At 70.6% G+C, this 24,847-nt stretch carries 29 protein-coding genes; 23 read left to right on the top strand and 6 right to left on the bottom strand.

What is annotated here, in order from left to right; translation table 11 throughout:
- Positions 1 to 223: 223 nt before the first annotated feature.
- Positions 224 to 2,500 (bottom strand): phosphoenolpyruvate--protein phosphotransferase, encoded by a 2,277-nt coding sequence (gene ptsP, locus ASE67_RS14345; protein ID WP_055762735.1) that lies wholly within the window; start codon positions 2,498 to 2,500, stop codon positions 224 to 226.
- A 111-nt stretch (positions 2,501 to 2,611) separates the two neighbouring features.
- Positions 2,612 to 3,172: a helix-turn-helix domain-containing protein gene (locus ASE67_RS14340; RefSeq protein ID WP_055762732.1), complete on the bottom strand. Its 561-nt coding sequence runs from the start codon at positions 3,170 to 3,172 to the stop codon at positions 2,612 to 2,614.
- Between the two features lie 102 nt (positions 3,173 to 3,274).
- On the opposite strand from ASE67_RS14340, the gene ASE67_RS14335 reads away from it, so the two are divergent.
- Positions 3,275 to 3,730, top strand: a complete 456-nt coding sequence (locus tag ASE67_RS14335) for a DUF6456 domain-containing protein (RefSeq protein WP_055762729.1) — start codon at positions 3,275 to 3,277, stop codon at positions 3,728 to 3,730.
- Here the strand turns inward: ASE67_RS14335 and ASE67_RS14330 are convergent.
- A complete protein-coding gene (locus ASE67_RS14330) occupies positions 3,684 to 6,122 on the bottom strand; it encodes a DUF2339 domain-containing protein (protein ID WP_156348626.1) in 2,439 nt (812 codons plus the stop codon). The genes ASE67_RS14335 and ASE67_RS14330 overlap by 47 nt on opposite strands.
- A gap of 65 nt (positions 6,123 to 6,187) precedes the next feature.
- Here ASE67_RS14330 and ASE67_RS14325 point away from each other — a divergent pair, with 65 nt between their 5' ends.
- Both ASE67_RS14325 and dapF read left to right on the top strand, forming a co-directional pair.
- The gene (locus tag ASE67_RS14325; RefSeq protein ID WP_235511921.1) at positions 6,188 to 6,853 is read left to right on the top strand and encodes a glutathione S-transferase family protein; all 666 of its coding nucleotides are present in this window, start codon (positions 6,188 to 6,190) and stop codon (positions 6,851 to 6,853) included.
- Positions 6,850 to 7,800 carry a diaminopimelate epimerase gene (gene dapF, locus ASE67_RS14320; RefSeq protein WP_055762724.1) on the top strand — a complete coding sequence of 317 codons (951 nt, stop codon included), beginning with the start codon at positions 6,850 to 6,852 and terminating at the stop codon, positions 7,798 to 7,800. The genes ASE67_RS14325 and dapF overlap by 4 nt, the downstream gene beginning before the upstream one ends.
- Before the next feature lie 86 nt (positions 7,801 to 7,886).
- Here the strand turns inward: dapF and ASE67_RS14315 are convergent, their stop codons facing one another.
- Together ASE67_RS14315 and ASE67_RS18480 are read right to left on the bottom strand one after the other, a co-directional pair.
- Positions 7,887 to 8,225, bottom strand: coding sequence for a hypothetical protein (locus tag ASE67_RS14315; protein WP_235511920.1), 339 nt, complete (start codon positions 8,223 to 8,225; stop codon positions 7,887 to 7,889).
- A complete protein-coding gene (locus ASE67_RS18480) occupies positions 8,222 to 8,392 on the bottom strand; it encodes a hypothetical protein (RefSeq protein WP_200909385.1) in 171 nt (56 codons plus the stop codon). The genes ASE67_RS14315 and ASE67_RS18480 overlap by 4 nt, the downstream gene beginning before the upstream one ends.
- Positions 8,393 to 8,649: 257 nt before the next feature.
- Between ASE67_RS18480 and ASE67_RS14310 the strand changes: the two genes are divergently transcribed.
- From ASE67_RS14310 to ASE67_RS14300, 3 genes are all read left to right on the top strand, one after another.
- On the top strand, positions 8,650 to 9,138 hold the full coding sequence (locus tag ASE67_RS14310; RefSeq protein WP_055762720.1) for a hypothetical protein: 489 nt from the start codon (positions 8,650 to 8,652) through the stop codon (positions 9,136 to 9,138).
- Positions 9,135 to 10,442 (top strand): DNA-packaging protein, encoded by a 1,308-nt coding sequence (locus ASE67_RS14305; RefSeq protein ID WP_055762718.1) that lies wholly within the window; start codon positions 9,135 to 9,137, stop codon positions 10,440 to 10,442. The genes ASE67_RS14310 and ASE67_RS14305 overlap by 4 nt, the downstream gene beginning before the upstream one ends.
- Before the next feature lie 330 nt (positions 10,443 to 10,772).
- Positions 10,773 to 11,894 carry a phage portal protein gene (locus tag ASE67_RS14300; RefSeq protein WP_055762715.1) on the top strand — a complete coding sequence of 374 codons (1,122 nt, stop codon included), beginning with the start codon at positions 10,773 to 10,775 and terminating at the stop codon, positions 11,892 to 11,894.
- A 130-nt stretch (positions 11,895 to 12,024) separates the two neighbouring features.
- Here the strand turns inward: ASE67_RS14300 and ASE67_RS18250 are convergent, their stop codons facing one another.
- On the bottom strand, positions 12,025 to 12,177 hold the full coding sequence (locus ASE67_RS18250; protein ID WP_156348625.1) for a hypothetical protein: 153 nt from the start codon (positions 12,175 to 12,177) through the stop codon (positions 12,025 to 12,027).
- A 39-nt stretch (positions 12,178 to 12,216) separates the two neighbouring features.
- Here ASE67_RS18250 and ASE67_RS14295 point away from each other — a divergent pair, with 39 nt between their 5' ends.
- The 17 genes from ASE67_RS14295 (at position 12,217) to ASE67_RS14215 (ending at position 24,846) form a co-directional block, all read left to right on the top strand.
- Positions 12,217 to 12,525 carry a DUF6127 family protein gene (locus tag ASE67_RS14295; RefSeq protein ID WP_055762712.1) on the top strand — a complete coding sequence of 103 codons (309 nt, stop codon included), beginning with the start codon at positions 12,217 to 12,219 and terminating at the stop codon, positions 12,523 to 12,525.
- Positions 12,513 to 12,890 carry an HK97 family phage prohead protease gene (locus ASE67_RS14290; protein ID WP_200909384.1) on the top strand — a complete coding sequence of 126 codons (378 nt, stop codon included), beginning with the start codon at positions 12,513 to 12,515 and terminating at the stop codon, positions 12,888 to 12,890. Before ASE67_RS14295 ends, ASE67_RS14290 begins: the two co-directional genes overlap by 13 nt.
- Before the next feature lie 79 nt (positions 12,891 to 12,969).
- Positions 12,970 to 14,001 (top strand): phage major capsid protein, encoded by a 1,032-nt coding sequence (locus ASE67_RS14285; protein WP_200922231.1) that lies wholly within the window; start codon positions 12,970 to 12,972, stop codon positions 13,999 to 14,001.
- A 56-nt stretch (positions 14,002 to 14,057) separates the two neighbouring features.
- Positions 14,058 to 14,552: a hypothetical protein gene (locus ASE67_RS14280; protein WP_055762709.1), complete on the top strand. Its 495-nt coding sequence runs from the start codon at positions 14,058 to 14,060 to the stop codon at positions 14,550 to 14,552.
- Complete coding sequence (locus ASE67_RS14275) at positions 14,549 to 14,752, top strand: hypothetical protein (protein WP_055762706.1); 204 nt, start codon at positions 14,549 to 14,551, stop codon at positions 14,750 to 14,752. Before ASE67_RS14280 ends, ASE67_RS14275 begins: the two co-directional genes overlap by 4 nt.
- Positions 14,749 to 15,129: a DUF3168 domain-containing protein gene (locus ASE67_RS14270; protein ID WP_156348624.1), complete on the top strand. Its 381-nt coding sequence runs from the start codon at positions 14,749 to 14,751 to the stop codon at positions 15,127 to 15,129. Before ASE67_RS14275 ends, ASE67_RS14270 begins: the two co-directional genes overlap by 4 nt.
- Before the next feature lie 78 nt (positions 15,130 to 15,207).
- Entirely contained in the window at positions 15,208 to 15,615 is a 408-nt protein-coding gene (locus tag ASE67_RS14265) for a phage major tail protein, TP901-1 family (protein WP_055762700.1), read from the top strand.
- A complete protein-coding gene (locus ASE67_RS14260) occupies positions 15,612 to 15,917 on the top strand; it encodes a gene transfer agent family protein (protein ID WP_055762696.1) in 306 nt (101 codons plus the stop codon). Before ASE67_RS14265 ends, ASE67_RS14260 begins: the two co-directional genes overlap by 4 nt.
- Positions 15,914 to 16,105, top strand: a complete 192-nt coding sequence (locus ASE67_RS14255) for a phage tail assembly chaperone (protein ID WP_055762693.1) — start codon at positions 15,914 to 15,916, stop codon at positions 16,103 to 16,105. Before ASE67_RS14260 ends, ASE67_RS14255 begins: the two co-directional genes overlap by 4 nt.
- Positions 16,098 to 16,643, top strand: coding sequence for a hypothetical protein (locus ASE67_RS14250; RefSeq protein ID WP_055762691.1), 546 nt, complete (start codon positions 16,098 to 16,100; stop codon positions 16,641 to 16,643). The genes ASE67_RS14255 and ASE67_RS14250 overlap by 8 nt, the downstream gene beginning before the upstream one ends.
- A gap of 3 nt (positions 16,644 to 16,646) precedes the next feature.
- Entirely contained in the window at positions 16,647 to 18,935 is a 2,289-nt protein-coding gene (locus tag ASE67_RS14245) for a DUF2460 domain-containing protein (RefSeq protein ID WP_055762688.1), read from the top strand.
- On the top strand, positions 18,932 to 19,714 hold the full coding sequence (locus ASE67_RS14240; protein WP_055762685.1) for a DUF2163 domain-containing protein: 783 nt from the start codon (positions 18,932 to 18,934) through the stop codon (positions 19,712 to 19,714). Before ASE67_RS14245 ends, ASE67_RS14240 begins: the two co-directional genes overlap by 4 nt.
- Positions 19,715 to 20,077: 363 nt before the next feature.
- The gene (locus ASE67_RS14230) at positions 20,078 to 22,204 is read left to right on the top strand and encodes a GTA baseplate fiber-binding domain-containing protein (RefSeq protein ID WP_055762679.1); all 2,127 of its coding nucleotides are present in this window, start codon (positions 20,078 to 20,080) and stop codon (positions 22,202 to 22,204) included.
- Positions 22,201 to 22,455, top strand: coding sequence for a DUF2793 domain-containing protein (locus tag ASE67_RS18795; protein ID WP_327196683.1), 255 nt, complete (start codon positions 22,201 to 22,203; stop codon positions 22,453 to 22,455). The genes ASE67_RS14230 and ASE67_RS18795 overlap by 4 nt, the downstream gene beginning before the upstream one ends.
- Positions 22,452 to 22,700, top strand: coding sequence for a hypothetical protein (locus ASE67_RS18790; protein ID WP_327196682.1), 249 nt, complete (start codon positions 22,452 to 22,454; stop codon positions 22,698 to 22,700). Before ASE67_RS18795 ends, ASE67_RS18790 begins: the two co-directional genes overlap by 4 nt.
- Positions 22,701 to 22,807: 107 nt before the next feature.
- Complete coding sequence (locus ASE67_RS14220) at positions 22,808 to 23,926, top strand: OmpA family protein (protein ID WP_055762676.1); 1,119 nt, start codon at positions 22,808 to 22,810, stop codon at positions 23,924 to 23,926.
- Positions 23,927 to 24,030: 104 nt separating this feature from the next.
- A complete protein-coding gene (locus ASE67_RS14215) occupies positions 24,031 to 24,846 on the top strand; it encodes an APH(3')-I family aminoglycoside O-phosphotransferase (protein WP_055762973.1) in 816 nt (271 codons plus the stop codon).
- Position 24,847 lies beyond the last annotated feature (1 nt).

Genomic DNA, 24,847 nt, shown 5'->3' with positions numbered 1-24,847 from the left:
CCGCCCCCGGTACATCGGCGGTTTCGGCCAGCACAGGGCGGCTGTCAACGCCGCAGCGGGCGGGCGGGCGGAAAGTGGGAGGATTTGCACATCCTCCCCGACATGGGGAGGGGGCCGCCGCGAAGCGGGGGTGGAGGGCGCGCGCGCAACGCAGCCGTGCCGTATGCGGGCACCCCCCTCCACCAGCTTCGCTGGTCCCCCTCCCCGTGCCGGGGAGGATTTTTTAGGACAGTTCTATGCCGTTGGTCTTAGCCCAGTCTTCCAGGGCGGGGCGCAGCGTGCGGCTGGGGGTGGCGAGGAGGCGGTCGATTTCGGCCGTTGCCGCCTGCCGGTCGAGCGAGCGGATCATCGCCTTGACCGGGCCGACCGCAGCCGGGGTGATCGACAGCCGGTCGATGCCGAGCGCGATCAGCGCCATCGCCTCCAGCGGCCGCCCGCCCATCTCGCCGCAGACCGCGACGGGCTTGCCCGCCTCATGCGCAGCCTTCGTCACGCGGCGCAGGAAACGCAGGATCGCAGGGGACAGCCAGTCGTAACGCATCGCGAGGCGCGGATCGGCGCGGTCGGCGGCGAAGAGGAACTGGGTCAGGTCGTTGGTGCCGATCGACAGGAAATCGAGTTGCGGCCAGAGGAAATCGAGCACGTCGGCCAGCGCCGGAACTTCCAGCATCGCGCCGTAGCGGATGTCGGTCGGCAGCGGCTTGCCCCGCCCGCGCAGCCATTCGCGCTGTGCTTCGAAGAGCGCGCGGGCCTCTTCGAATTCCCAGGGTTCGCTGACCATGGGGAACATGACGTTGAGGGTGCGGCCGTCGGCGGCTTCGATCAGGGCGCGGGCCTGCGCCTTCATCAGCCCTTCGCGGCCCAGGGCCAGGCGGAGCGCGCGCCAGCCCATGGCGGGGTTTTCTTCCGTCTGCCCCTCGGCATGGTCGAGATAGGGCAGCGCCTTGTCCCCGCCGATGTCGACGGTGCGGAACACGACCGGGCGGTCGCCGGCCACGTCCAGCACGTCGCGGTACAGGCGCTGCTGGCGTTCGCGCTGCGGCAGGGTGGCCGACACGAGGAACTGGAATTCGGTGCGGAACAGGCCGATGCCGTCGGCGCCGGTCAGGTCGAGCGCGGCGGCGTCGTCGCGCAGCCCCGCATTGACCATCATCGTGATGCGGTGGCCGTCCTTCGTGACCGGCGGTTCCCCCTTCATCGCGGCGAAGGCGGCGCGGCGCTTCTGCGTCAGCGCCAGCTTCGATTCGAACGCCTCCTCCATCGCCGGGGTCGGGCGGATGACCAGCAGGTCCTCGACCGAATTGAGCAGCAGCCGGTCGCCCTCGGCGATCAGGCGGCGGATGTCGCGGACGCGGCCCAGCACCGGCACGCCCATCGCGCGGGCGACGATGACGACATGGGCGGTCAGCGACCCTTCCTCCAGCACCACCCCTTTCAGGCGGCGGCGGTCATATTCGAGCAGTTCCGCCGGCCCCAGGTTGCGCGCCAGCAGGATCGTGTCCTGCCGCAGCCCCATCTGCGCAGCGGTGCCAAGCTGTCCCGAGACGATGCGCAGCAACCGGTTGGACAGGTCCTCCAGGTCGTGCATCCGGTCGGCGAGCAGCGGATCCTTGATCTCGCGCATCCGCATCCGGGTGCGCTGCTGCACGCGTTCGATCGCGGCCTCGGCGGTCAGGCCGCTGTCGATCGCCTCGTTGATGCGGCGTGCCCAGCCTTCGTCGTACGCGAACATCTTGTAGGTCGCCAGAACCTCGTCATGTTCGCCGCCGACGCCGAATTCGGCCTGGTTCGACATGCGTTCGATCTGGTCGCGCATCTTGTCGAACGCGGCATAGACGCGGTGGCGCTCCGCCTCGACATCCTCCGCCACGGTGTGTTCGATGACGATGCGCGGCTGGTGAAACACGGCGACGCCCGCGCCCATCCCCTCGACCAGCTTGAAGCCGGGCACGCGTACCGCGCCGGTCGCCTGCGGCCGGATCGACGTACCGCCGGTCGCGTCGATCAGGTCGGCATTGGCGATCAGTTCGGACAGCACCATCGCGACGGTCTGCAATGCCTCTATCTCGACATCGGCATAGCGGCGCGGTTCGGCATGCTGCACGGTCAGCACGCCCACCGCGCGTTCGCGGCGGATGATCGGCACCCCGGCAAAGCTGTGATATTTGTCCTCGCCCGTTTCCGGCCGATAGGCGAAGTCGGGATGAGTCGCGGCTTCGGCGAGGTTCAGCGTTTCGATGTTGGCGACGATCGTGCCGACCAGCCCCTCGTTCGGGGCAAATTTGGTGACGTGCACCGCCTCCTGCGCCAGCCCAACGGTGGCGAAGAGTTCGAGCAGCCCCTCGCGCAGCAGATAGATCGAGCAGACTTCGCTATCGAGCGCTTCGGCGATGATGCGGACGACGGAGTTCAGCTTGGCCTGCGCCGGACTTCGTGACGCCATCACGTCGTGAAGGTTGGTGAGGATTTCGCGGGCGGAGGCGGTGGCCGAGACGGGCATGGGCAAGGGCTACCACGTCGAGGGGGGAGGCGTCACGACGCTTTAGGGTGACGTCGGGGAAAGTTGGGGTTTGCGGGCGCGGGTACGGTGTCGGCCAGAGGAGGGCGTACCCTACAGATTGCGCACCAGCCGTTCGGCCACCGCGATCCACGCGCAGCGCAAGGGCACCGGACTGGTACCGAGCGTCGCGGGGAGGATCGACACCATGTCGCCGTCGAACGCCAGCAACCGGCCAAAGGCGAAGCGGCCGGCGGGGGCAGGCGCGAGGACGTCGCGGTGGAGCGCGGCGATATAATCGGCAGGCGCGAGGCGGCGGCACCACACCATGTCGCCCGCGCGATAGTCACCGGTCGTCGCCTGCACGATCATGGCGACAAGGTCGGCTTCGCTGCGCGGCGGGGTGACGCTCATCGCGCGGCGCGGGGCGGCGGCGCCCGATCCGTCGAGGATCGCGGCGACGGGAATGTCGGGCCGTTCGGGCAGGCGGACCAGATCGGCGGCATCGACCGCCAGCGCCTCGGCAATACGGTTGAGCCAGCCGACCGACACGGTGCGGGTGCCGGTTTCGAGGCGGCCGATGGTCTGCGCGGTGGTCGGTGGTACGCAGCGGATCGCGACCTCCTCCAGCGTCAGGCCCTGTGCGCGGCGCACTTCGCGAATGGCGGTAATCATTTGGGCGTCATCCTTGTGCGCAAACCGATCTGGTACAAACGCTTTCCTACAACGATGCCGTCATGGCAACCCCGGCGGCGAATCGGATGCAGGAGGCGGGGTGTGCGCGAACTGGTGGAACGGCGGCTGGCGGACGGACGGGTGCGGGACGAGGCCGGCGGGCGGCGGGTGCAGGTGAACCTGCGCGAATCGCCACTCGACTGGCTGAAGGCGCGATCGCTGGTCGATGCGCGGCAATATGAGGCGGGCGAGCGGCTGCGCGGCGATTATGAGCGTGCCGCGCTGGGGCCGCGCGTCACGATGCGATGGGACGCCGCGCCGCGTGGCGGCAAGGGGATCCCAAGCGATCCGTCGGGCGGGCAGGTGGCGGCCAAGGCGCGGTTCGACGCGGCGGTGGCGGCGGTCGGGCCGGGGCTGTCGGATATCCTCTGGCGAACGGTGTGCGCGAACGAAGGGCTGCCGGCGGCGGAAAAGGCGCTGGGGTGGCCGGCGCGGGCCGGGCGGCTGGTGCTTACGCTGGCGCTCGATCGGCTGGCGGCGCATTACCGGCTGGCGTGACGAACCGCCGATACGCCCAGCCGATCGCGATCAGCGCGCCGCCCAGCGCCATGAACGACAGGATACGCAGCACGCCCTCCAGTGCGGCGGCGTCGATCAGGAAGACTTTCAGTGTGGTCAGGGTCAGCAGCGTCAGGCCGAAGCGGCGCAGGTCGGCGCTGCCCCGCGCGATGCCGCGCCATAGCCAGAGGATGGCGAGCGCCAGCATCGCGGCGGAATAGCCGCCATTTTCGGCGAGACCGACCGGGCCGGTGAGGATCGTGCCGTGCGCGATCTGGCGGATGGTGGCGAGGGTTGCGGTGAGGGTCAGCAGCGCGGCGATCAGGCTGCGGCGCGGCAGGTCGGTCAGGCGCCACACGACCGCAGCGGCAAGGGCGAAATGGAGCGTGGCGGCGTTCAGGACCGGCAGCGCGCCGACCGCCTGGGGCACGAAGGCGGGGTTGAGGCCGAGCAGGTCGAACCACAGGATGCGGCCGAGCGCGAGGGCGAGCAGCGCCTGACCCACGCGGCGCTGGCGCGGCCATGCGCCCCACGCGGCGAGGAGCGCGAGATCGGTCAGGAGCGCGCGTTCGACGAAGCCCGACGCGCGGAAGGCTTCGGGGGTGGCGATGGCCTGCGGTTGCTTCAGCAGGACATAGAGGCCGGCGATGGCGATGCCGGTCGCGGTGGGCAGGATCAGGCGGCGGGCCGGGCCGAACAGGCCGCGCTGCCACAGGCTTGCGCCGACCAGTGCGAGCGCGGGGAGCAGGAGCAGGCGGGCGGCATCGCCGGGGGCGGGCAGGTGGAGATAGGGCAGTTCCTCCCACAGCAGCGACACCGACAGCGCCTGCGCCACATCGGCCAGCGGCGGGAGCGCGAGGGCGAGCAAGACCAGCGGCGGGAACAGCGCGAGCCGTTCGGGGATCGCCCGGTCGAACCGCGCCGCCGCCAGCAGGATGCCGAGCGCGGCAATCGGGGCCAGCACCGCCGGGAGCAGCGCTGCGACGGCAAGGCCGGTGCCGAGCGCCGCCACCGCCACGCCGCCGACCAGCCCCATGTCGCCGCGATCGGCACGGTCGCGGTGGCGCCAGGCAAGGGCGGCGGCGGCAAGTGCGAGGGCGAGGTTGGCGAGCGCCCGGAGCGCCGGGGACAGCAGGTCGGGGGCGACGATCTGCGCCGCCAACAGTGGCGCGGCAGTGCCGGTGAGCGCCACCACGGCCCAGCCGGGCGCGCGGCGGGACGCGACGCCACCGCCTGCACCGAACAGCAGCAGCGCGACGGGCAGCGCCGCCGGGGTCGCATTGGGACCCTGCACCAGCCCGAGCGCAACCAGCAAGGTGACGAGGATCGCCGCGCCGATCGCGGCGGGCAGCAGGGTCGCGTCGCGCCATGCGAGGAACAGTGCGGCGGCGGACAGGGTGAGGTAGAAGCCCCACGCCAGCCCGGAGAAGTCGAGCATCGGCGCGAGCGCGAGCGTCTGAAGCAGCGCGACCAGCAAGGGTGCTGCGCGCAGCCACGGGCGGGCGATGGTGGTGCGCGGGGCGGCGAGCGTGCCGCCGATGCCGAGCGCGATCAGGAACGCGCCGATGCCGCTCAGACTCGTCGGCGGGACCAGCGCGATCAGCAGCCCGGCCCAGCCGAACGCCGCAACCAGCGCCGACAGCGCCAGCCACGCCCAACCGCGCACGATCGCGAGCGCCAGCAGCGCGGCGACGAACAGGCCGAGATAGACGAGCAGCGCGCCGATGCCGGCAGCGTCATAGCCGGCGACCAGCGGCGCGGCGAACCCGCCGACCAGCGCCATGACGGCGGTCGGTGGCCCGTGGCGCAGCGCCAGGAACAGGCCGAGCGCGGTGGCGCCCAGCATGATCGCGAAGCCCGTCGCCGGGCCGATCAGGTGGTAGAGCGCGGCGGCGAGATAGAGCGTGGCATAGGCCGAGGCGATGCCCGCGCCGGCCAGCACCTGTGCGATGCGCGGATCGTCGCGTGTGGCGGGGATGCGCCGTGCCGTTTCGCTGCCGATCAGCAGCGCGAGCGCGAACAGCGCGGCCAGCACGGTGCGGATCGCCGGGGTCAGCCACCCCGCCTCGATCGACAGGCGGACGAGGAAGATGCCGCCGACGACCAGCGCCAGCCCGCCGATCCACACCGGCAGGCGGCTGCCGATCAGCGTTTCGACATCGATCTTCGGGCGCGGCGGGCGGGGGCGGGGAGCGTGACGTGCGCGCGCTTCGTCGGACGGGGCAGGCGTGGCGACGACCGGACGGGACGCGACGGGCGCGGGCGCCGGCATCGGTCGGGGCGCAGGCTCGGCCGGGCGCGGTTCGCGCCGTTCCAGCACGTCGACGCGCCGCTGCAACCGGACCAGCAGGACCGTCTGCGCGATCACGGCAAGGAGGAGGACTATCGTCACGATACCCGATTGTGGCACAGCCGACGGGCCGGTGTCGCCCCCTTCGCGCACCGTGGGGAGATTGCATGTCGATGCAGCTATATGGTTCGACCATTTCGCCGTTCGTCCGCAAGGTTGCGGTGTTCGCCGAGGAAAAGGGGATCGCGCTCGACCTGATCCCCACTGCGCCCGGCGATGCGTCGCCGGCGTTTCGCGCGATCAGCCCGTTCGGGCAGATCCCGGCGCTGGTCGATGGCGATTTCTCGCTGGCCGATTCGAGTGCGATCGTCACCTATCTGGAGGCGAAATATCCCGAACCGGCGCTGATCCCCGCCGAGGCGCAGGCGCGCGGGCGCACCATCTGGTTCGACGAACTGGCGGATACGATCGTGTTCGGTGCCGGTCGGGCAATGCTGTTCAACCGGGTGGTCGGGCCGCTGTTTCGGGGCGGTGTCGGCGATGCGGCGGTGGCGGATGCGGCGGAGCGCGATCAGTGGCCGGGCATCCTCGCCTATCTGGACGCGCAGGTCGGCGGGCGGGACTTTCTGGTCGGGGATACGCTGACGCTGGCCGATATTGCGGTCGCGAGCGCCTTTGCCAGTACGCTGCATGCCTGTGCGCCGGTCGATGCGGCGGTGTATCCGGACCTTGCGCGCTATCTGGCGGCGATACTGGCGCGGCCGGCCTTTGCGACGCGGGTGGCGGGTGAGCGGGCGTTTATCGAACGGGCGCGGGCAAGGGTTGTGAAATGAAACTGTCTTTCGTGAAGTGCCATGGGTCGGGGAACGACTTTCCGCTGATCGATGCGCGGGCGATCGCGTTGGACGATGCGGCGTGGGCGCGGGTTGCGCGGGCGTTGGCGGATCGGTCGGGGGATGTCGGCGGCGATGGGCTTTTGCTGCTAACTGATTCAGATACCGAGAATATTTTCGGGATGCGGATGTTCAATCCCGATGGGTCGGAGGCGGAGACGTGCCTGAATGGGCTGCGCTGTACCGCGCGGCTTGGGTTCGAGGTGACCGGGACCGCGCAGGGGCAGGTGCGGCTGAAGACCAGCGTTGCGCAGGCGCGGGTGGTGGCCGATGTCGCCGCCGGCGTCGCCACGATCGAGACGAAGGTCGGGCCGGTGTCGCTCGATCCCGGCGATGTCGGGCTGACCGTCGGCGACGCGCCGTTCGTCGAGGCGGTGATCCCCGGCCTGCCGAGCGCGCGGCGCTTTACCGCGGTGGCGATGCCCAACCCGCATCTGGTCGCGTTCGTGGAGGCGGTGGACGAGGGCGAGCTGGTCGGCTTGGGCGACTGGTGCGAGAGCGCGCCGGCGCTGATCCCGACGCGGGCGAATGTCAGCTTCGTCGAGCTGCGCGAGGCGGATCATGCGCCCGCGCTGTTCGTGCGGACCTATGAACGCGGCGTCGGGCTGACCAACAGTTGCGGCAGCGCGATGGCGGCGTCGACCCATGCAGCGGCGCGGACGGGGCGGATCGGCTGGGGCGTGGAGACGCGGGTCTTCAATCGCGGCGGCATGGTGCGGGCGAAGGCCGATGCCGATGGCGTGGTGACCATCGCCGGCAACGCCACGTTCGAATGGGATGGCGAGATCGAGGTCGATCCGGCGACCGGCGTTGCGGGTCCGCTGCGGATCGTGGGGCGGCGCGACGGGGAAGTCGCGGCGTGGGAGGCGATGCTGGCAGGGTTGTGAGGTTCGCGTCTGTCGGGAACGGGTGGGTTCTCGACAGACGCTTCATGGCCGGCTCGCTTCTTGGCCGGCTCAAGGTCGGGGGAGTGTTACTTCCCCCGTGCGACCATGGCCGCCTCGACCAGCGCCAGTCCTTCGGCACTGGCGATCGCCAGGTCGAGCGGGCGGCCGCCGAGGGTTTCGTCGTGGTCGTTGAGGAACGCCATCGCCGCGTCGCGCCCGCCGAAGTGGCGGAAGGCGCCGGTCGCGACCTGTCCCTGGCGGGTGGCCTGATCCGGGGTGAGGCGGACGGTCGTGTATTTGCGGCGGAACTTCATCGCGCCGGGGCGCGCGGCGGGTTCGGCCGGGGCGGCGGCGGGCGTCGCATCGCCATCGTTCGCCACGCCATCGACCATGTCGTCGGCCACGGGTGCGAGAGCGGCGGTCATGCCGCCACCATCCGGCCCGAGGCGCCGAGCAGGTCGCGCAGCGAAGCGATCTGGCGTTCATAGCCGCGCGCCATGCCGCCGTGCGAATGGGCGGCCTCGACCGATTTGGCATGGGCGGCGCGCATCAGCGAAACCTGATGGCGGTGAAGAAGATCGTTGAGGTCCATGGTTTGACGCTCCCAACAGCGTAAGCGGAAGCGCGTGCGTCTCCCGGTCGCTGGCGCCTACGGACCATCTGCCAACGATGGCCCCTATGTGGGGATGCGAGGGGCAATCCGCCATGGCTGCGCTGAAACGAACCAAATGGGAACATTTAGGTTGACAGCGCAACGCTCTTACGGCACAAAACAGGAACATCGGGAATTGTGGGGATCGGGGCCGGGCGGAAACGTCGTTGGCCCCGACGTGCGTCTGGGGGGTAGGCATGAAGAACGAAGAGGTGCTGACGGCGGGTGCCAATCGCCCGGTGCAGCGGCAGCGTATCACGCAAGGGTGGACGCCGAGCCGACGAGAACAGTTTCTCGATCATGTCGCCGCAACTTGCAATGTACGGGCCGCGACCGAGGCCGTGGGACTGTCGCAGGCCAGCGTCTATGCGCTGCGGCGGCGAGATCCGGCATTTGCCGAGCAATGGCGCATGGCGTTGCTGGCCGGGTATGACCGGCTGGAAGAGATGCTGTTGGCCAAGGCGATCGCGGTGCTGGACGGGGTTGCGGTCGGCGATCCGGATCAGGTCGTGGCAGGGGCGATCAGTATCGAACAGGCGATCAAGCTGCTCGACCGGCATCGCGCCGTAGTGAAGCCGGGCGCAGGTCGTCGCGAGGCACAGTTGCGGGCGACGCAGGCCGAAACCGACGCCATGCTGATTGCCCGGATCAAGGCGATGCGCGGCAAGCAGGAGCGTCGGGTATGAGCGGCGTCGATCCGCTGGTCGCGGCGATGGCCGAATTGAGCGACGTGCAACTCGAACGCTTTCTCCTGAAGGTCACGCCGCACCGGCGGCGCGAACTGGCGACCCGGTTCAAGCTGTGGGCGCACGATGGGCAGACGATCGCCGATCAGGATTGGACGGTGTGGCTGATCCAGGCGGGGCGCGGGTTCGGCAAGACGCGCGCCGGATCGGAATGGGTGTGCGCGCAGGCGGCCGAACGGCGCGATCTGCGCATCGCGCTGGTCGGGGCGACGCGGCGCGATGTGGAAAGCGTGATGGTGCGCGGCCCCGCCGGCCTGCTGGCGATCGGGCGGCATTACGGGCCGGTCACGTGGCGTCCGTCGCGCGGCGTCGTCGAGTTCGGATCGGGGGCGGAGGCGCATGTGTATGCCGCCGAAAGCCCGGAGGGGCTGCGCGGGCCGGAGCATCATGTCGCGTGGTGCGACGAGCTGGCCAAATGGCGCAATGCCGATGCGACGTGGGACAACCTGATGATGGGGATGCGGATGGGCGAGCGGCCGCAGGCGTTGGTCACGACCACGCCGCGCGTCATCCCGCTGCTGCGGCGTATCCGGGCGATGGACGGGGTGCGGATCAGCGGCGGGCGGTCGCGCGACAACCGGCACCTGTCGGAGAGCTATTTCGCGCAGATCGAGGGGGCCTATGCCGGCACGCGGCTGGGCCGGCAGGAGCTGGACGGCGAGCTGATCGAGGATGTCGCGGGCGCGCTGTGGGAGCGGGCGGTAATCGAGGCGCGGCGGGTGGACCGGGCGCCGGCGCTGGTGCGGGTGGTGGTCGGGGTCGATCCGCCCGCCGGGATCGGCGGCGATGCGTGCGGCATCGTCGCGGTCGGCAAGGGGGCGGACGGCTTTGCCTATGTGCTGGAGGATGCGAGCGTTTCCGGCCTGTCGCCCGAGGGCTGGGCGGCGGCGGTCGCGGCATGTGCCGCGCGCCACAGCGCCGACCGGGTGGTGGCGGAAGCGAACCAGGGCGGGGCGATGGTGGCGAGCGTGCTGCGCGCGGCGGATGCCGGGTTGCCGGTGCGGCTGGTCCATGCGTCGCGCGGCAAGGTCGCGCGGGCGGAGCCGGTGGCGGCGCTCTATACCGGTGCGCGGGCATTTCATGTCGGGGCATTTCCGGCGCTGGAGGACGAGCTGTGCGGGCTGGTCACCGGCGGGGGGTATGAGGGGCCGGGGCGGTCACCGGATCGCGCCGATGCGCTGGTGTGGGCGATGTTCGAGCTGATGTTGAGCGGGCGGGGGGAGGCGGTGGTTCGGGTGTTGTGAGGGTGGGCGGTGGGTTTTCGGCCAATGCTTCTCGCCTTCTCCCTCCCCGTTTGCTTCGAGCTTGTCGAGAACCGTAGTCGAGAAGGGCGTGCCGTGCGTGCGCCGTTTCGACCGGAGAAGAAGAAGCGGGACCCCGGATCAAGTCCGGGGTGACGTGGTGGGGGGCGTGGTTCGCCTCGTCTTTGGCCGTATCCCCGCGGAGGCGGGGACCCAGGGCCGCGGGCGGTGGCGTTCGTGGCTCTGGACCCCCGCCTTCGCGGGGGTACGGCCACCATTGTGGCAGGGCCATCGCAACGAAACCGGGCACGGCCCGATAACAGGAGAACACGCATGAAATGGTTCGGACGCAGGTCCGGGCGCGATGGCGCGCGTCCGGTGTTGGCGCGCGGTGGCGCGACCCTGTGGCGCGATGGCAGCGGGCCGGCGGCGGGGGATTGGGCGCAAGGGTATGAGGCGCAGCTGCGCGAGGCGTATCTGGGCAATCCGATCGCGCAGCGCGCGGTCAGGATCGTGGCGGAGGGGCTGGCGTCGTTGCCGGTCAAGGGCGATCCCCAGGCGGTGGCGCTGGTCGCGGCGCGATCGGCCGGGCAGGATTTGCTGGAGAGTGTGGGCGCGCAGCTGTTGCTGCATGGCAATGCCTATATCCAGATCCTCGACGATGGTGCGGGTGGGATCGGCGAGCTGTATGCGCTCAGGCCCGAGCGGGTGACGGTCGAGGCGGATGCGGGCGGGTGGCCGGTCGCGTACCGCTACCGCGTGGGCGAGCGGGTGCTGCGGATCGCGGCGGAGGGCGAGGGCGGTCGGCCGGGGCTGATCCATCTGCGCGGCTTTCATCCGCTGGACGATCATTATGGGCTGGGGTGCCTGGGCGTGGCGGCGGGGGCGGTGGCGATCCATAACCAGGCGGCGCGGTGGAACAAGGCGTTGCTGGACAATGCGGCGCGGCCGTCGGGTGCGCTGGTCCATGATCCGGGCGATGGCGGCGTGTTGTCGGGCGAGCAGTTCGACCGGCTGCGCGCGCAGATGGACGATGCCTTTGCCGGGGCGGCCAATGCCGGGCGGCCGATGCTGCTCGACGGGGGGCTCAAATGGCAGGCGATGAGCCTGACCCCGGCGGACATGGATTTCGTGGGGCTGAAGGCACAGGCGGCGCGCGAGATCGCGCTGGCGTTCGGGGTGCCGCCGATGCTGCTGGGCCTGCCGGGCGACAATACCTTTGCCAATTACCGCGAGGCGAACCGGGCACTGTGGCGACAGACGATCGTGCCGCTGGGCACGCGCGTGCTGGGCGCGATTGGGCAGGGGATCGATGGCTGGCTGGGGACGGGCGCGCTGGAGATCGAGGTCGAGGCGATCCCGGCGCTGAGCGACGAGCGCGACCAGTTGTGGGCGCGGGTGGCGGGGGCGGATTTCCTGACGCCGGAGGAGAAGCGGGGGTTGGTGGGGATGTAGCCCATTGCCGTTCGTCCTGCGGTGGCGCTGAACTTGTCGACGCGGCGTATCGAAAGACCGTGGCGGGTGCTTCGATACGGGCCTTCGACTTCGCTCAGTCCCTACTCAGCACGAACGGATTTGAGCCATTTCATCTTTTCGCCGGGGTGCACACCAGCGTCGTGCGGTCGAAACTGCCGCCGGCGTCGAGGCAGCGTTTCCCCTTCAGGAACGGCAGCGCGAAGGTGAAGGCGAGCAGGGCCGCGCCGAAGGCGGCGGCGATGATGCGGAGGCGCGGTCTCACCTGGGTGGGGCTAGCGCGGCGACAGGCGGGAGACAAGACATGGGCGATACGGGGCTGCTGGCGCAGCTGATGGGGCAGGCGGCCGACGATGGTGCTGACCTGCAGACGCTGCGCGCGATTGCGGAGGAGGCGGGCGAGCTGGGCGCGAGCCGGGCGATGGCGCGGATCGGGCTCTCGGATGCGGCGGCGGCTACCGATGTGCAGGAGCTGCGCGAGCTGTTGAAGGCGTGGCGCGATGCCAAACGGTCGGCGGTGCGCGCGGCCTTTGCCTGGGTGATGCGGATGGCGTTCGCGCTGCTGCTGGTCGGGATCGCGGTCAAGACCGGGTGGCCCGAATGGGCGCGGTGAGGTTCGCGGGCTACGCGGCGATCTTCGGTCGGGCGGATCGGGGCGGCGATGTCGTGCTGCGCGGTGCGCTGGTCGCGGGCGGGGTGGTGCCGCTGTTGTGGCAGCATCGGGGCGATCCGATCGGGACGGTCGAGTGGCTGGGCGAGGATGCGCGCGGGCTGCGGGTGATCGGGCGGATCGAGGAGCCGCAAGCGGCGCGGCTGGTGCGCGCTGGGGCGATCGACGGGCTGTCGTTCGGGTACCGGGCGCGCGTCGTGCGGCAGGGGGCGTGGCGGACGATCGCCGCCGCCGAGCTGATCGAGGTGAGCGTGGTGGCGCAGCCGATGCAGGTGCTGGCGCGCATCCATGCGGTCGAGGACGGGTGAGCTGCCGCTCGATCCAGCAACTTTTCTAACGGGGGTGTCGCGAGGCTGCGGCGCCCCTTTTTTCATGGGGACGACGAGTATGACGATCGAGACGCTGGCGGGGAGCTTTTCGGGTGTGGCGGCGGGTGCGAGCCGGCCGATGCTGAGTGCTGAGGTGCAGGGCGGCGGTTTCGGCGCGTTCGTGCGCAGCGGCATGACGGTCGAGACCAAGGCGGTGGCGGGGACCAGCGATGCGGGCGGCGGCTATGCCGTGCCGCGCGAGATCGACGCGATGATCGGGGCGACGCTGAAGAATGCCAGCCCGATCCGCGCGATCGCCAATGTGGTGAGCGTGGGGTCGGCGGGCTATCGCAAGCTGGTGACCAGTGGTGCGACGCCTTCGGGCTGGGCGAGCGAGGTGGGCGCGCGGCCGGAGACGGCGACGCCGACCTTCAACGAAATCGCCCCGCCGATGGGCGAGCTGTACGCCAATCCGGCGGCGAGCCAGGCGATGCTGGACGATGCCGCGTTCGACGTCGAGGCGTGGCTGGCCGGCGAGATCGCGGGCGAGTTCGCGCGGGCCGAGGGGCAGGCGTTCGTCAATGGCACCGGCGTCGGGCGGCCGCGCGGGTTCCTGACCTACCCCACCACCGCGGCCGGCGATGCGGTGCGGCCGTTCGGGACGCTGCAACACCTGCCGTCGGGCGCTGCGGCGGATTTCGGGAGCGAGCCGGAGAACCGGCTGATCGACCTGGTCCATGCCCTGCGCGGCAGTTATCGACAGGGGGCGTGCTGGGTGATGAATGCGCAGACGGCGGCGCGCATCCGCAAGTTCAAGACGGCGGAAGGCGCGTTCCTGTGGACGCCGGGGCTGGCGCAGGGGCAGGCGAACACGCTGCTGGGATATCCGGTGGTCGAGGCGGAGGACATGCCCGACATTGCGGCCGGCAACCTGCCGATCGCGTTCGGCAACTTCAAGGCGGGGTATCTGATCGCCGAGCGGGCCGAAACGCAGATCCTGCGCGATCCGTATTCGAACAAGCCGTTCGTCCACTTCTACGCCACCAAGCGCGTCGGCGGGGCGGTGATGAATTCGGAGGCGATCAAGCTGCTGAAGATCGCGGCGGCGTGATCTGACGGGGCGGGGGAAACCCCGCCCCTTTTCCGTTTTCACATCGGGAGGAGTTTATGACCACAGCGCCCTTTCCGGCGGCGGTAATCGCGGGGGTGCGCGTGGCGGCGCGCGACCATTTGCGGGTTACCGGGACCGCCGAGGACATGGTGATCGACCGGCTGGCGGAAAGCGCGCTGGCGCTGGCCGAGGCCTATACCGGCAGCGCGATCGTCGCGCGGCCGCATGAGGCGATGATGGCGGCGGCCAGCGCGTGGCGGCCGTTGCCGGTTGCGCCGGTGACCGCGATCACCGCCGTCGCACCCGTGACGGCGATCGATATCGACGCGACGGGTACCGGGTGGGTGCGGATGGCGGCGGCGGGGCCGGTGCGCTTCGTCGCGGGGCTGGCGGCAAGCTGGGAGGCGGTGCCGGCGCCGGTCGCGCAGGGGATCGTGCTGCTGGTCGCGCATCTGTTCGACGCGCGCACGGCATCCGCCGCGCCGCCGGCGGCGGTGGGGGCGCTGTGGCGGCCGTGGCGGCGGATGCGGCTGGTGGGAGACGCGCGATGATCGCGGCGGTCGAGCGGGCCGAGGCGATGGCCGCGCGGCGGGCGCATGTGGTGCGCGAGCGGGTGGTTGCGGCGGCGCGCGAGGTGCCAGGAGTCTCGGCGGAGGTCGTCGGCGACGGCGTGGTGCTGTCGGGGCGGGGGCTGACGCGGCGGACGATCTCGGATCCCCGGTTGCTGGATATCGCGGGGTGGGGGCGATGATCGCGGGGACGGTGTTGCAGGCGATGCTGGTCGCGCGGCTGCGTAGCGTCCTGACGACTGCCAGCGTGTTCGATGCGCCGCCGGTGCGCAGCAGCCGGCCTTATGTGGTCGTCGACATGCCGGTGCTGACCGACTGGGGCACCAAGGATGCCGCCGGGCGCGAGGGGCGGGTGGTCGTGCAGCTGTTCGATGGCGGCGAGGTTCCGGCGCGGCTGCGGGATATCGCGGCGGCGGCGGAGGTCGCGGTGTTGTCGGCGCCGGCCGGGCTGGCGGGGTGGCGGGTGGCGAGCCTGTCGTTCGTGCGCAGCCGGGTGGTGCGCGAGGGGGACGGCTGGGTCGGGGCGCTGGAGTTTCGGGTGCGGATGCTGGCGGGGTGAGGGGGCGCCCTCACCCTTCCGCGGCTGCGCCGCTCCCTCCCTTTCCCGGGGCAAAGGGATTTTATCAGGAGAAGATTGATGGCGGCGGAGAAGGGTAGTGCGTTCCTGTTGAAGATCGGGAACGGGGCGGTGCCGATGGCCTATGCGACGGTCGCGGGTCTCAGGACCACGCAATTGTCGGTCAATGGTGAGGCGGTGGCGATCACCAGCAAGGATTCGGGCGGGTGGCGCGAATTGCTGTCGGGGGCGGGGGTGCGGTCGGTCAGCGTCAGCGGGGCGGGCGTGTTTACGGGCTCGGCGGCGGAAGTGCGGCTGCGCGGCAATGCGCTGTCGGGGGTGATCGACGAGTATCGGCTGAGCTTCGAGAGCGGCGAGACGATGACCGGGCGGTTCCTGGTCACGCGGCTGGACTATGCCGGCGATTATAATGGCGAGCGCAATTATACGCTGGCGCTGGAATCGTCCGGCGCGGTGGTGTCGGCATGAGCGCCAATCCGGTGCGGGGCGAGGCGAGCGTTCGCGTCGCCGGTGAGACATTGGTGCTGCGGCCGAGCTTTGCCGCGCTGGTCGCGGCGGAGGGCGAGGTCGGGTCGCTGTTCGCGCTGGTCGAGCGCGCGGCGGCGGGGCGGTTGACGCTCGGCGAGCTGGTCGCGTTGCTGTGGCACTGCCTGCGCGATCCGGCGCCGATGGGGCGCGATAGTTTTGCCGAAGGGGTGACGGCGGGCGGGCTGGCGGCGGCGACCCCGGCACTGAAAATCCTGATCGCGCAGATTCTGGGCGGGCGGTGAGCTTTGCCGAGGCGGCTGCGCGTGCAGCCGGGCTGGCGGGGGTGGCGTTCGGCTGGGGGCCGGACGCCTTTTGGCGGGCGACGCCGGCCGAGCTGGGCGCGCTGGTGCAGGCGATGCGGGGCGATGCGCCCGACCCCTGCGACCGGACCACGATCGATCGATTGAAGGAGCGTTTTCCCGATGGATGAGGAAATCGAACGGCTGGTCGTGCGCGTGCGCGCCGACACCGCCGGGTTCGCGCAGGATGTGGCGACGATGCAGGCGAGCCTGGACGGGCCGTTTGCGGGCGGCGTGGATCGCGCGGGGCGGGCGGTGGAGACGACGCTGGCGCGGGCGATCCGCACCGGCAAGCTGGGCTTCGACGACCTGCGCGATACCGCGCTGAAGGTGCTGGGGGAGATTGCCGCGGCGGCGGTGGTCGGCGCGGTGACGCCGGGGGGCGGGGGCGGGCTGATCGGGCTGCTGGGGCAGTTGATCGGCGGGGCGCCGGGGCGGGCGACGGGCGGCCCGGTCAGCCCGGCGCGGCCGTACTGGGTCGGTGAGCGCGGGCCGGAATTGTTCGTGCCGACCAGCAGTGGGCAGGTCGTGCCGGCGCAGGGCGGCGGGGGGCGCGAGGTGCGGGTGGCGATCACCGTCAATGCCGGCGGCGGCGATGCGCCGCGCGCGCTGCAACAGTCGAGCCGGCAGGTCGCGCGGGCGGTGCGTGCCGCGCTGATGGAGGCGTGAACGATGGGATATTGGCTGGCGGACAAGCGCACGGTGCAGGAGGCGGGCGTGCTGTCGCGCTTCGATCCTGCCTATTGGACGGTCGATTTTCCGCGTCCGATGATGGCGTCGGTGGTGACGACCAGCGCGGATGCGTTGCGGGTGACATGTGTCTTCTACCGACAGGATGATCTGGCGGGGCTGATCTGGGCATCGGAGGATGTCCATGACCACCCGCTGCTGCGGTACGACACGGTGCGCGATTATCGCGATTGCTCCTTGCGGTTTCGCTGGCGGTCGGGGGGTATCCGGCCGCTGGATGCGCGGCATGGGCCGGCGCTGACGATCGAGGGGCGCGATGCGGCGGGCACGCCACGCGCCTGGTATGTGCGGTTGTGGAATTATGCGACCGGCAGCCCCGAGGATGCCGAGGTCGTCATCGATTTCGCGAGCGTCGTCGGGGGCTACAAGTTCCCCGAGGACGGCGTGCCGGTGTGGGCGGGCGATGTCGACCGGATGTTCGTGTCGCTGGTGCCGCCGGATTATGCCGAGGGCGGCGGGTTGCTGGCCGCACCGGTCGAGGGCTGGGCCGAGATGTCGGCGATCCGGTGCGACGGGCCGGGATCGGTGCTGGGCGTGGGCGATGTGGTGCTGCCCGAACATGGGCTGCGCATCGCGAGCGGCTATGACGACAGCTATCACCTGACGCCGGAGCGGTTGCTGCACAATGCGCTGCGGCTGGGGTATCGCGGTGCCCTCGTCCACTATGTCGGCATGAGCCATTATTTCCGGCTGGAGCGGTCGGGCGACGGGTTGTTCGTATCGCTGGCCGGGGGTGTGCTGAATGTAGCGTGCGCGGCGTGGCACCGCGACTTCGCGGTGCGTGCCGGGGCGCTGGGCTATGATCCGATCTGGTCGCTCAGCTACGAACTGTTCGATGCGCATTGCTGGGGCGACTGGAAGCAGCGGGCGGCGGATGGATCGCCGGCGTTGACCGGGTGGGTGCCGCCGTCGACGCTGTTGTCGCCGGCGCATGTGGGGGCGATGGCTTATTTGCAGGCGGTGGCGCGGGCGTTCGTTGCGATCGCGCGGGCGGCGGGCGGGCGCGGGCGGTTTCAGGTGGGCGAGCCGTGGTGGTGGGTGACGGTCGACCATCGCATCTGCCTGTATGACGATGCGGCGCGGGTGGCGCTGGGTGGGAACCCGCCGGTGATCGACGATGTGCGCGGGAGGCTCGACGCGCCGAAGCGGGCGTTGCTCGACCGGGCGGGGGCGTTGCTGGCCGCATCGACGGCGGCGTTGGTCGCGGCCGCGCGCAGTGCAGGGGCGGAGGAAGCGTTGCTGCTGGCCTATCTGCCGACGATCCTGAATGTCGACAGCCCGGAGGTCGGCCGGGCGAACCTGCCGGTCGGCTGGGCGCGGCCGGCGTTCGATGTGCTGCAGCTGGAGGATTATGACTGGGCGGCGACCGGCAATGTCGGCGCTACCGTGCGCGGCGTGGCGGCGGCGGGGGTGCGGCTCGGCTATCCTGCGCACGAACAGCATTATTTCTCGGGCTTTGTCCTGCGGCGCGAGGATCGCGGGCAGTGGCGGGCGATTGCCGATGCTGCCGATGTGGCGCGGGCGCGGGGGGTGGCCGAGACCTTTGTCTGGGCGCTGCCGCAGGTGTTGCGCGACGGGTTCACCTATTTCGAGGAGGAGGGGGCGATGGAGGCGTTCGATGACGTGCGCTTTCCGCTGGCGCTGGGCGCGGAAGCCGAAGTGATGCCCGAGACGTCGACCGCGATCGTGGTGGCGGCGGGCGGGCATGAGGCGCGCAATGTCGACTGGGCGGAACCGCGCACCCGTTATGACGTGGGGCCGGGGGTGCGGTCGCAGGCGGATGTGGCGGTGTTGCTCGATTTCTTTCGGGCACGGCTGGGGCCGGCGCGGGCGTTCCGGTTGCAGGACCCGTTCGACCATTCGACCGCCGCGATGCCGGGGTTCGGCGATGTGGTGATTGGGACCGGCGACGGGGTGACGACGCGGTTCGCGCTGGTGAAACGCTATGGGCAGATGGTGCGGCGGATTACCCGGCCAGTGGCGGGTAGTGTGCGCGTCGGTGTGGGGGGCGTCGCGACGCAGGGCTTTGGCGTAGGGGCGGGCGGCGTGGTGCTGCTCGATGTGGCGCCGGCCATGGGCGTTGCGGTGACGGCGGGGTTCGCCTTCGATGTGGCCGTCCGCTTTGCCGAGGACCGGTTGCAGGTGGCGCGGGCGACCCATGGCGCGGGCGTCGCGGCCAGCGTGCCGTTGATCGAGGTGCGCGAGGCATGAGCGCGGTGACGGCGCTGGCGCTGTGCTGGCGGATCGAGCGGCGCGACGGGGTGACGATCGGGCTGACCGCGCATGATCGCGATCTGGTGGTGGATGGCCTTACCTATCGCGCGGCGCCGGGGATGACGCCTTCGGCGATCGTGCGTGACGATACGCTGGAGGCACCGGCGATGACGGTCGAGGGGGCGCTCAGCCATGCCGCGATTGCCGGGCGGGACCTGCGCGCCGGGCGCTATGACGGCGCGCGGGTAGCGGTGTTTGCGGTCGATTGGGAACGGCCGGGGGTGCCGGTGCCGGTGGCCAGCGGGCGGATCGGCGCGGTCGAGACGGGGCGCGGGACGTTCGCCGCCGAACTGCTGGGGGGCGAGGTGCGGCTGGAGGCGCCGGCGGTCGAGGCGACCTCGCCCGGATGCCGCGCGACGCTCGGCGACCGGAGGTGTCGGGTAGCGATGCGCGGGCGGCGGCGGGTCGGGCGGGTGACGCATGTCGACGGCGAGCGGCTGGTGATGGCGGCGGGGGCGCAGTTTGCGCGCGGGCGGCTGCGCTGGATCGGGGGTGCCAATGGCGGGTTGTCGGCGTTCGTCGTTGCGGCGGATGCGGCGGGCGTGACGCTGGAGGCCCCGCCCGCGTTCGACGGGGCGGGGGCGTTGGTCGAGCTGAGCGAGGGATGCGACGGGACGCTCCCTACCTGTCGCGACCGGTTCGGCAACGTGGCGAACTTTCGCGGGGAACCGCATCTACCCGGCATCGACCTGCTGACGCGCTATCCGGGGGCATGAGCGCTCTCGGGCGCGCACGCGGTGCGCTGGGCTGTCGGTTCCGGCGGCAGGGGCGGAGTCCCGAGGAGGGGTTCGATTGCGTCGGGCTGGTCGGGTGGGCGCATGGGGTGGCGGTGCCGGCGGACTATCCGGCGCACAGTGGCGATGCGGCGCGGGCGGCGGCGGTGCTGGGGCAGGCGTTCCGCGCGGTCGAACGCGTCGCGGCGGGGGATGTGCTGCTGATCGCGACGGGCCCCGGACAATTGCACCTGGCGATCGCGACCGCGGCGGGCGTGATCCACGCCGATGCGGTGGCGCGGGCGGTGGTCGAACGGCCGGGGCCGCTGCCGTGGCCGATACTCGGCATCTGGCGAAAACGGGAGGATGACGATGGCGACGATGGTGCTGACGACGCTGGGCGGTGCGGTGGCGGGGCCGGTCGGGGCGGCGCTGGGGCGTGTGGCGGGCGGGGCGATCGACGGGGCGGTGTTCGGTGGCCCGGCGCGGCAGGGGCCACGGCTGCGCGAGCTGCAGGTGCAGCTGTCGAGCTATGGCGCGCAGATTCCGAAGCTGTTCGGGACGATCCGGGTGGCGGGCACGGTGATCTGGGCGACCGACCTGCGCGAGGCGGCGGCAACCAGCGGCAAGGGCGCGGCGCGAACGACCCGCTATAGCTACACCGCGTCGTTCGCGGTCGCGCTTTCGGGGCGGCCGATCCGGGGCATCCGCCGCATCTGGGCCGAGGGCAAGTTGCTGCGTGGGGTAGCGGGCGACTGGAAGGCGCGCACCGGCTTTCGCTGGTATCCGGGCGACGAGGCGCAGCTGCCTGATCCGTTGATCGCCAGCCTGGTCGGGATCGGCAACGCGCCGGCGTATCGCGGGCTGGCCTATGCCGTGTTCGAGGATCTGGCGCTGGCCGATTTCGGCAACCGTATCCCCTCGCTCACCTTCGAGGTGGAGGCCGATGCCGCGTCGGTGCCGGTCGGCACGATCGTCGAGGCGCTGGGTGGCGGGGCGATCCGGGCGGCGACGGCGGGACCGGTCTTTGCCGGCTATGCCGCCAGCGGCGAGCGGGTGCGCGACGCGGTGGAGGCGATCGTCGCGCCGCTGGGCGGATGGTATGCCGCCGAAGGGGACGCGACCGTGCTGCGGATCGGTGCGGGGCCGGCGCGGGCGTTGCCAGGTGTCGCCCTGCCGATCGATGCGCCGGCGTGGCGCCGGCCGCCGGCCACGCCCAGCGACGTCGCCATCGCCTATCACGACGTCGCCCGCGATTATCAGGCGGGGGTGCAGCAGGTGCTGCGTCCCGGCGGCGCGGGGCGGATGCTGCGGATCGAACTGCCCGCCGCGCTGGAGGCGGCGACGGCGGCCGGGATCGCCGCCGATATCGCGGCGCGCGAGGGGGCGGCACGCGATGTGCGGACGGTGGCGCTGGACTGGCAGGCGATCGATATCGCGCCGGGCGACCGGGTGACGCTATTCGACGAAGCCGGCCTGTGGCGGGTGCGCCGGGCGCGGATCGAGGCGATGCGGATCACGCTGGAGCTGGTGCGGATCACAGGAGTGGTGCCCGCCGGGGCCGCGGCGACGGGTACGCCGCAACTGGCCGCCGACGTGACGGCCGGTCGCACGGTGCTGCATCTGGTGGAGCTGCCCGGCGACGATGCCGGCGCGGTGCCGTGGATCGGCGTCATGGCGGCCGGCACGGCACCCGGCTGGCGCCGCGCCACTGTGTCGCTGGGGAGCGATGCGGACGGCTGGACCGAGATCGGCGACACTGCCGCTGCCGGCATCGTCGGGACGGTAACGGTGCCGCCCGGCCCCGGCAGCGCGCTGGTCGAGGATCGCGTTTCGGTGATCGAGGTCACGCTGCTCCACGACGCGATGGTGCTGGAAAGCATCGACGCGGCGGCGATGGATCGTGGCGGCAATGCCGCGATGATCGGCGGGGAGATCGTCCAGTTCGGATCGGCGGTGCGGATCGGTGGCGCCCGCTGGCGGCTGTCGCGCCTGTGGCGTGGACGGCGCGCAACCGAGGGGGCGATGGCCGGGCATCGGCCAGGCGAGCGATTTGTGCTGCTCGACCCCGCGACGCTGCGGCGCGTCGATGGCGCGGTCGGCGTGCCGGTCGGGATCATGGCGGTCGGGCTGGCGGAAGAAGACGTGGCGAAAGCGAGCGTCACGCCGGAGGGCCGTTGGCTGGTCCCGCCCGCACCGGTGCAGCTGTCGCTGCAGCGCGACGCGCAGGGGCCGGTGCTGCGCTGGAACCGTCGGGCGCGCCTGTTCACGCCGTGGCGCGATGGCGTCGACATGCCGCTGGTCGAGGAACGCGAGGCGTATCGCCTGAGCGTGATCGATGCGGCCGGAACATCGCGCGCGGTCGAGCTGGGCGAGCCGCAATGGCGCCCGGTCGATGTACCTGGAGCGGTCACGATCGAGGTGCGCCAGATCGGCACGAACGGCCTGTCGGCCCCGGCAACCCTGTCCTACTCCCCGGAGACGTCACGATGAATGAGCTGACCCACCGCCTGGCCCTGCCGCTGTTGCATAGTGCGCAGGTGCACAAGGAAATGGTGCATAACGAGGCGCTTATGCTGATCGACCTGCTGTTGCATGGATGCGTCGCGGGCGTTGCGCAGGACGCGCCGCCCGCCGCGCCGACCCCCGGCCAATGCTGGATCGTCGGTGCTGCGCCAGCGGGCGACTGGGCCGGACGCAGTGGCCAGATCGCGGGGATGACCGAGGGGGCTGGCGGTTCGTGACCCCGCGTGAAGGGATGCGGCTGTGGTGGGCCGGTGGCGAAACGACCGTGGAGTTCCGCGGCGGTCAGTGGCTCCGCGGCGAGGTGCGGGCCCGCCGGGTGCTGATCGACGGGACGCCGGTGGTGGGCGCGCAGCAGCCCGCGATCGCGACGCCGCAAGGCGGTACGACCCGCGACGAAGAGGCGCGGACGGCGGTGTCGGCGATCGTGGCGGCGTTGCGGGCGCACGGGCTGATTGCCGGCTAAAACCGTGTCTTTCCTGCAACAGCGCAGAATTTGTGCGCTTGCGTGGAAACTAACGCTTCGGTACTTGGTTTGCGCTGTCCGTAGGACAACTGTGAAAGGGGACTAGAATGCGGAAGCTTGCCGTCACACTGGCGCTCGCGACCACTGCGCTCGCAACTCCCGCCCTCGCCCGCGACAACGCGTGGTATGTGGGTGTGGAAGGCGGCGCGATGATCGTCGAAGACATCGATTACGATCTGACCACGCCGGCCGGTGGCGTCACCACCGTCGATAGCAACTATGGCTACGACGTTGGCGGCACCGTTGGTTACGACTTCGGCGCCCTGCGCGTTGAAGCCGAAGTTGCGTACAAGAGCGCAACCGTCGACGAACTGCGCACGACCGGTTCGATCGCAACCGGCCCGACCACTGCGGTCGGTGCAGGCACCTACAGCGGCGGTGGCCGCACCTCGGCGCTGTCGTTCATGGCTAATGCCCTGCTCGACTTCGGCGATGACGATGCCATCAGCGGCTTCGTCGGCGGTGGTGCCGGTGTCGCTCGCGTCAAGGCGCACGACTATCGCGTGAACAACAACTTCGCGGCGCTCGACGATTCGGACACCGTGTTCGCATGGCAGGCACTGGCGGGTATCCGCGCGCCGCTGAGCGAGAACGTTGACGTTTCGCTGAAGTATCGCTTCTTCAACGCCGACGACGTTCGCCTCGTGAACGTTCGTGGCGTCGGCTATGACGGTCGTTTCCGGTCGCACAGCCTCATGGGCGGCCTGACCTTCAACTTCGGCGCACCGACCCCGCCGCCGCCGCCGCCGGCTCCGGAGCCGATCGCTCCGCCGCCGCCGCCGCCGGTCGAAGCACCGCCGGCTCCGGTCGTGACCTGCACGCCTGGGCCGTACATCGTGTTCTTCGAATGGGATAAGTCGGATATCACGCCGGAAGCGGCTGGCATTCTCGACAACGCCATCTCGAACTACCAGTCGTGCGGCAACGCCAACGTCATGCTGGCCGGCCACGCCGACCGCTCGGGTTCGGCTTCGTACAACGTCGGTCTGTCGCAGCGTCGCGCTGATGCAGTCCGTGCGTACATGGAAGGCCGTGGCATCTCGGGTGGCGTGATCTCGACCGAAGCGTTCGGTGAAGGCCGTCCGCGCGTCGAAACCGCCGACGGTGTTCGCGAACTGCAGAACCGTCGCGTGGAAATCACGTACGGTCCGGGTTCGGGCATGTAATTCCACTTCTTCGGAAGTTGAATTTCGGAAGGGAGGTCGGGCAACCGGCCTCCCTTTTCGTTTGTCCGCAGTCCGGGCGACCGGATTTGGCGGCGATTGCCGGGGTGACGATGATGGAACGTGACATTCCCTGCGCCCCGGCCGCCGTGCCGGCGGGGCTGGCCGACGCGGTGGCCGGCTATCGCTGGGCACGGGATCAGGTCGGCGAATCCGGCGGTGCGGTTTATCGCCTGTCGGGCAAGGCGGATGCGCCGGACCTGTTCCTGAAACACCGGCAAGGCAGCGTCGCCGACGATATCGTCGACGAAATGGTGCGGTTGCGATGGCTGGCGGGCAAGGTGCCGGTGCCGCGTCTGGTCGGTTTCGTCGCGACGGCGGACGATGCCTGGCTGTTGACGACGGCGCTGGCGGGGGAAACCGCCTGGCAGTTGCTCGACCGTGCTCCGGAGCAGCGCGAACCGGTGGTCGATGCGCTTGCCGCGCTGTTGCAGCAGCTACATGCCGTACCGGTTGCGGCATGTCCGTTCGACAGCGGGTTCGAACGGCGGCTGTGGCTCGCTCGGCAGCGGATCGATGCGGGATTGGTCGATGCGGATGATTTCGACGAACAGCGCGCGGGCTGGAGCGCCGAACAGGTGTGGGACGCGCTGCAACGCCATCGGCCGCTGACGCCCGACCCGGTGGTCACTCATGGCGACTTTTCGCTCGACAACATCCTGTTGCGCGAGGGGCGGGTCACGGGCTGCATAGACCTTGGCCGCGTCGGCGTTGCCGATCGCTATCAGGACCTGGCGATCCTGTCCGCCAATCTGGCGGAGTTTGACGACGCGCTGCCGCAACGGCTGTTCGCCCGCTACGGCATCGACACGATCGATACGGCAAAGGTCGAGGCGCACCTGTTGCTCGACGAGCTGTTCTAGC

It is taken from the genome of Sphingomonas sp. Leaf23 (assembly GCF_001421585.1).
In the GTDB taxonomy this organism is placed as follows: Bacteria; Pseudomonadota; Alphaproteobacteria; order Sphingomonadales; family Sphingomonadaceae; genus Sphingomonas.
Note: the sequence above shows the minus strand (reverse complement) of the source record. Positions and strands in the feature narration are given on the sequence as shown.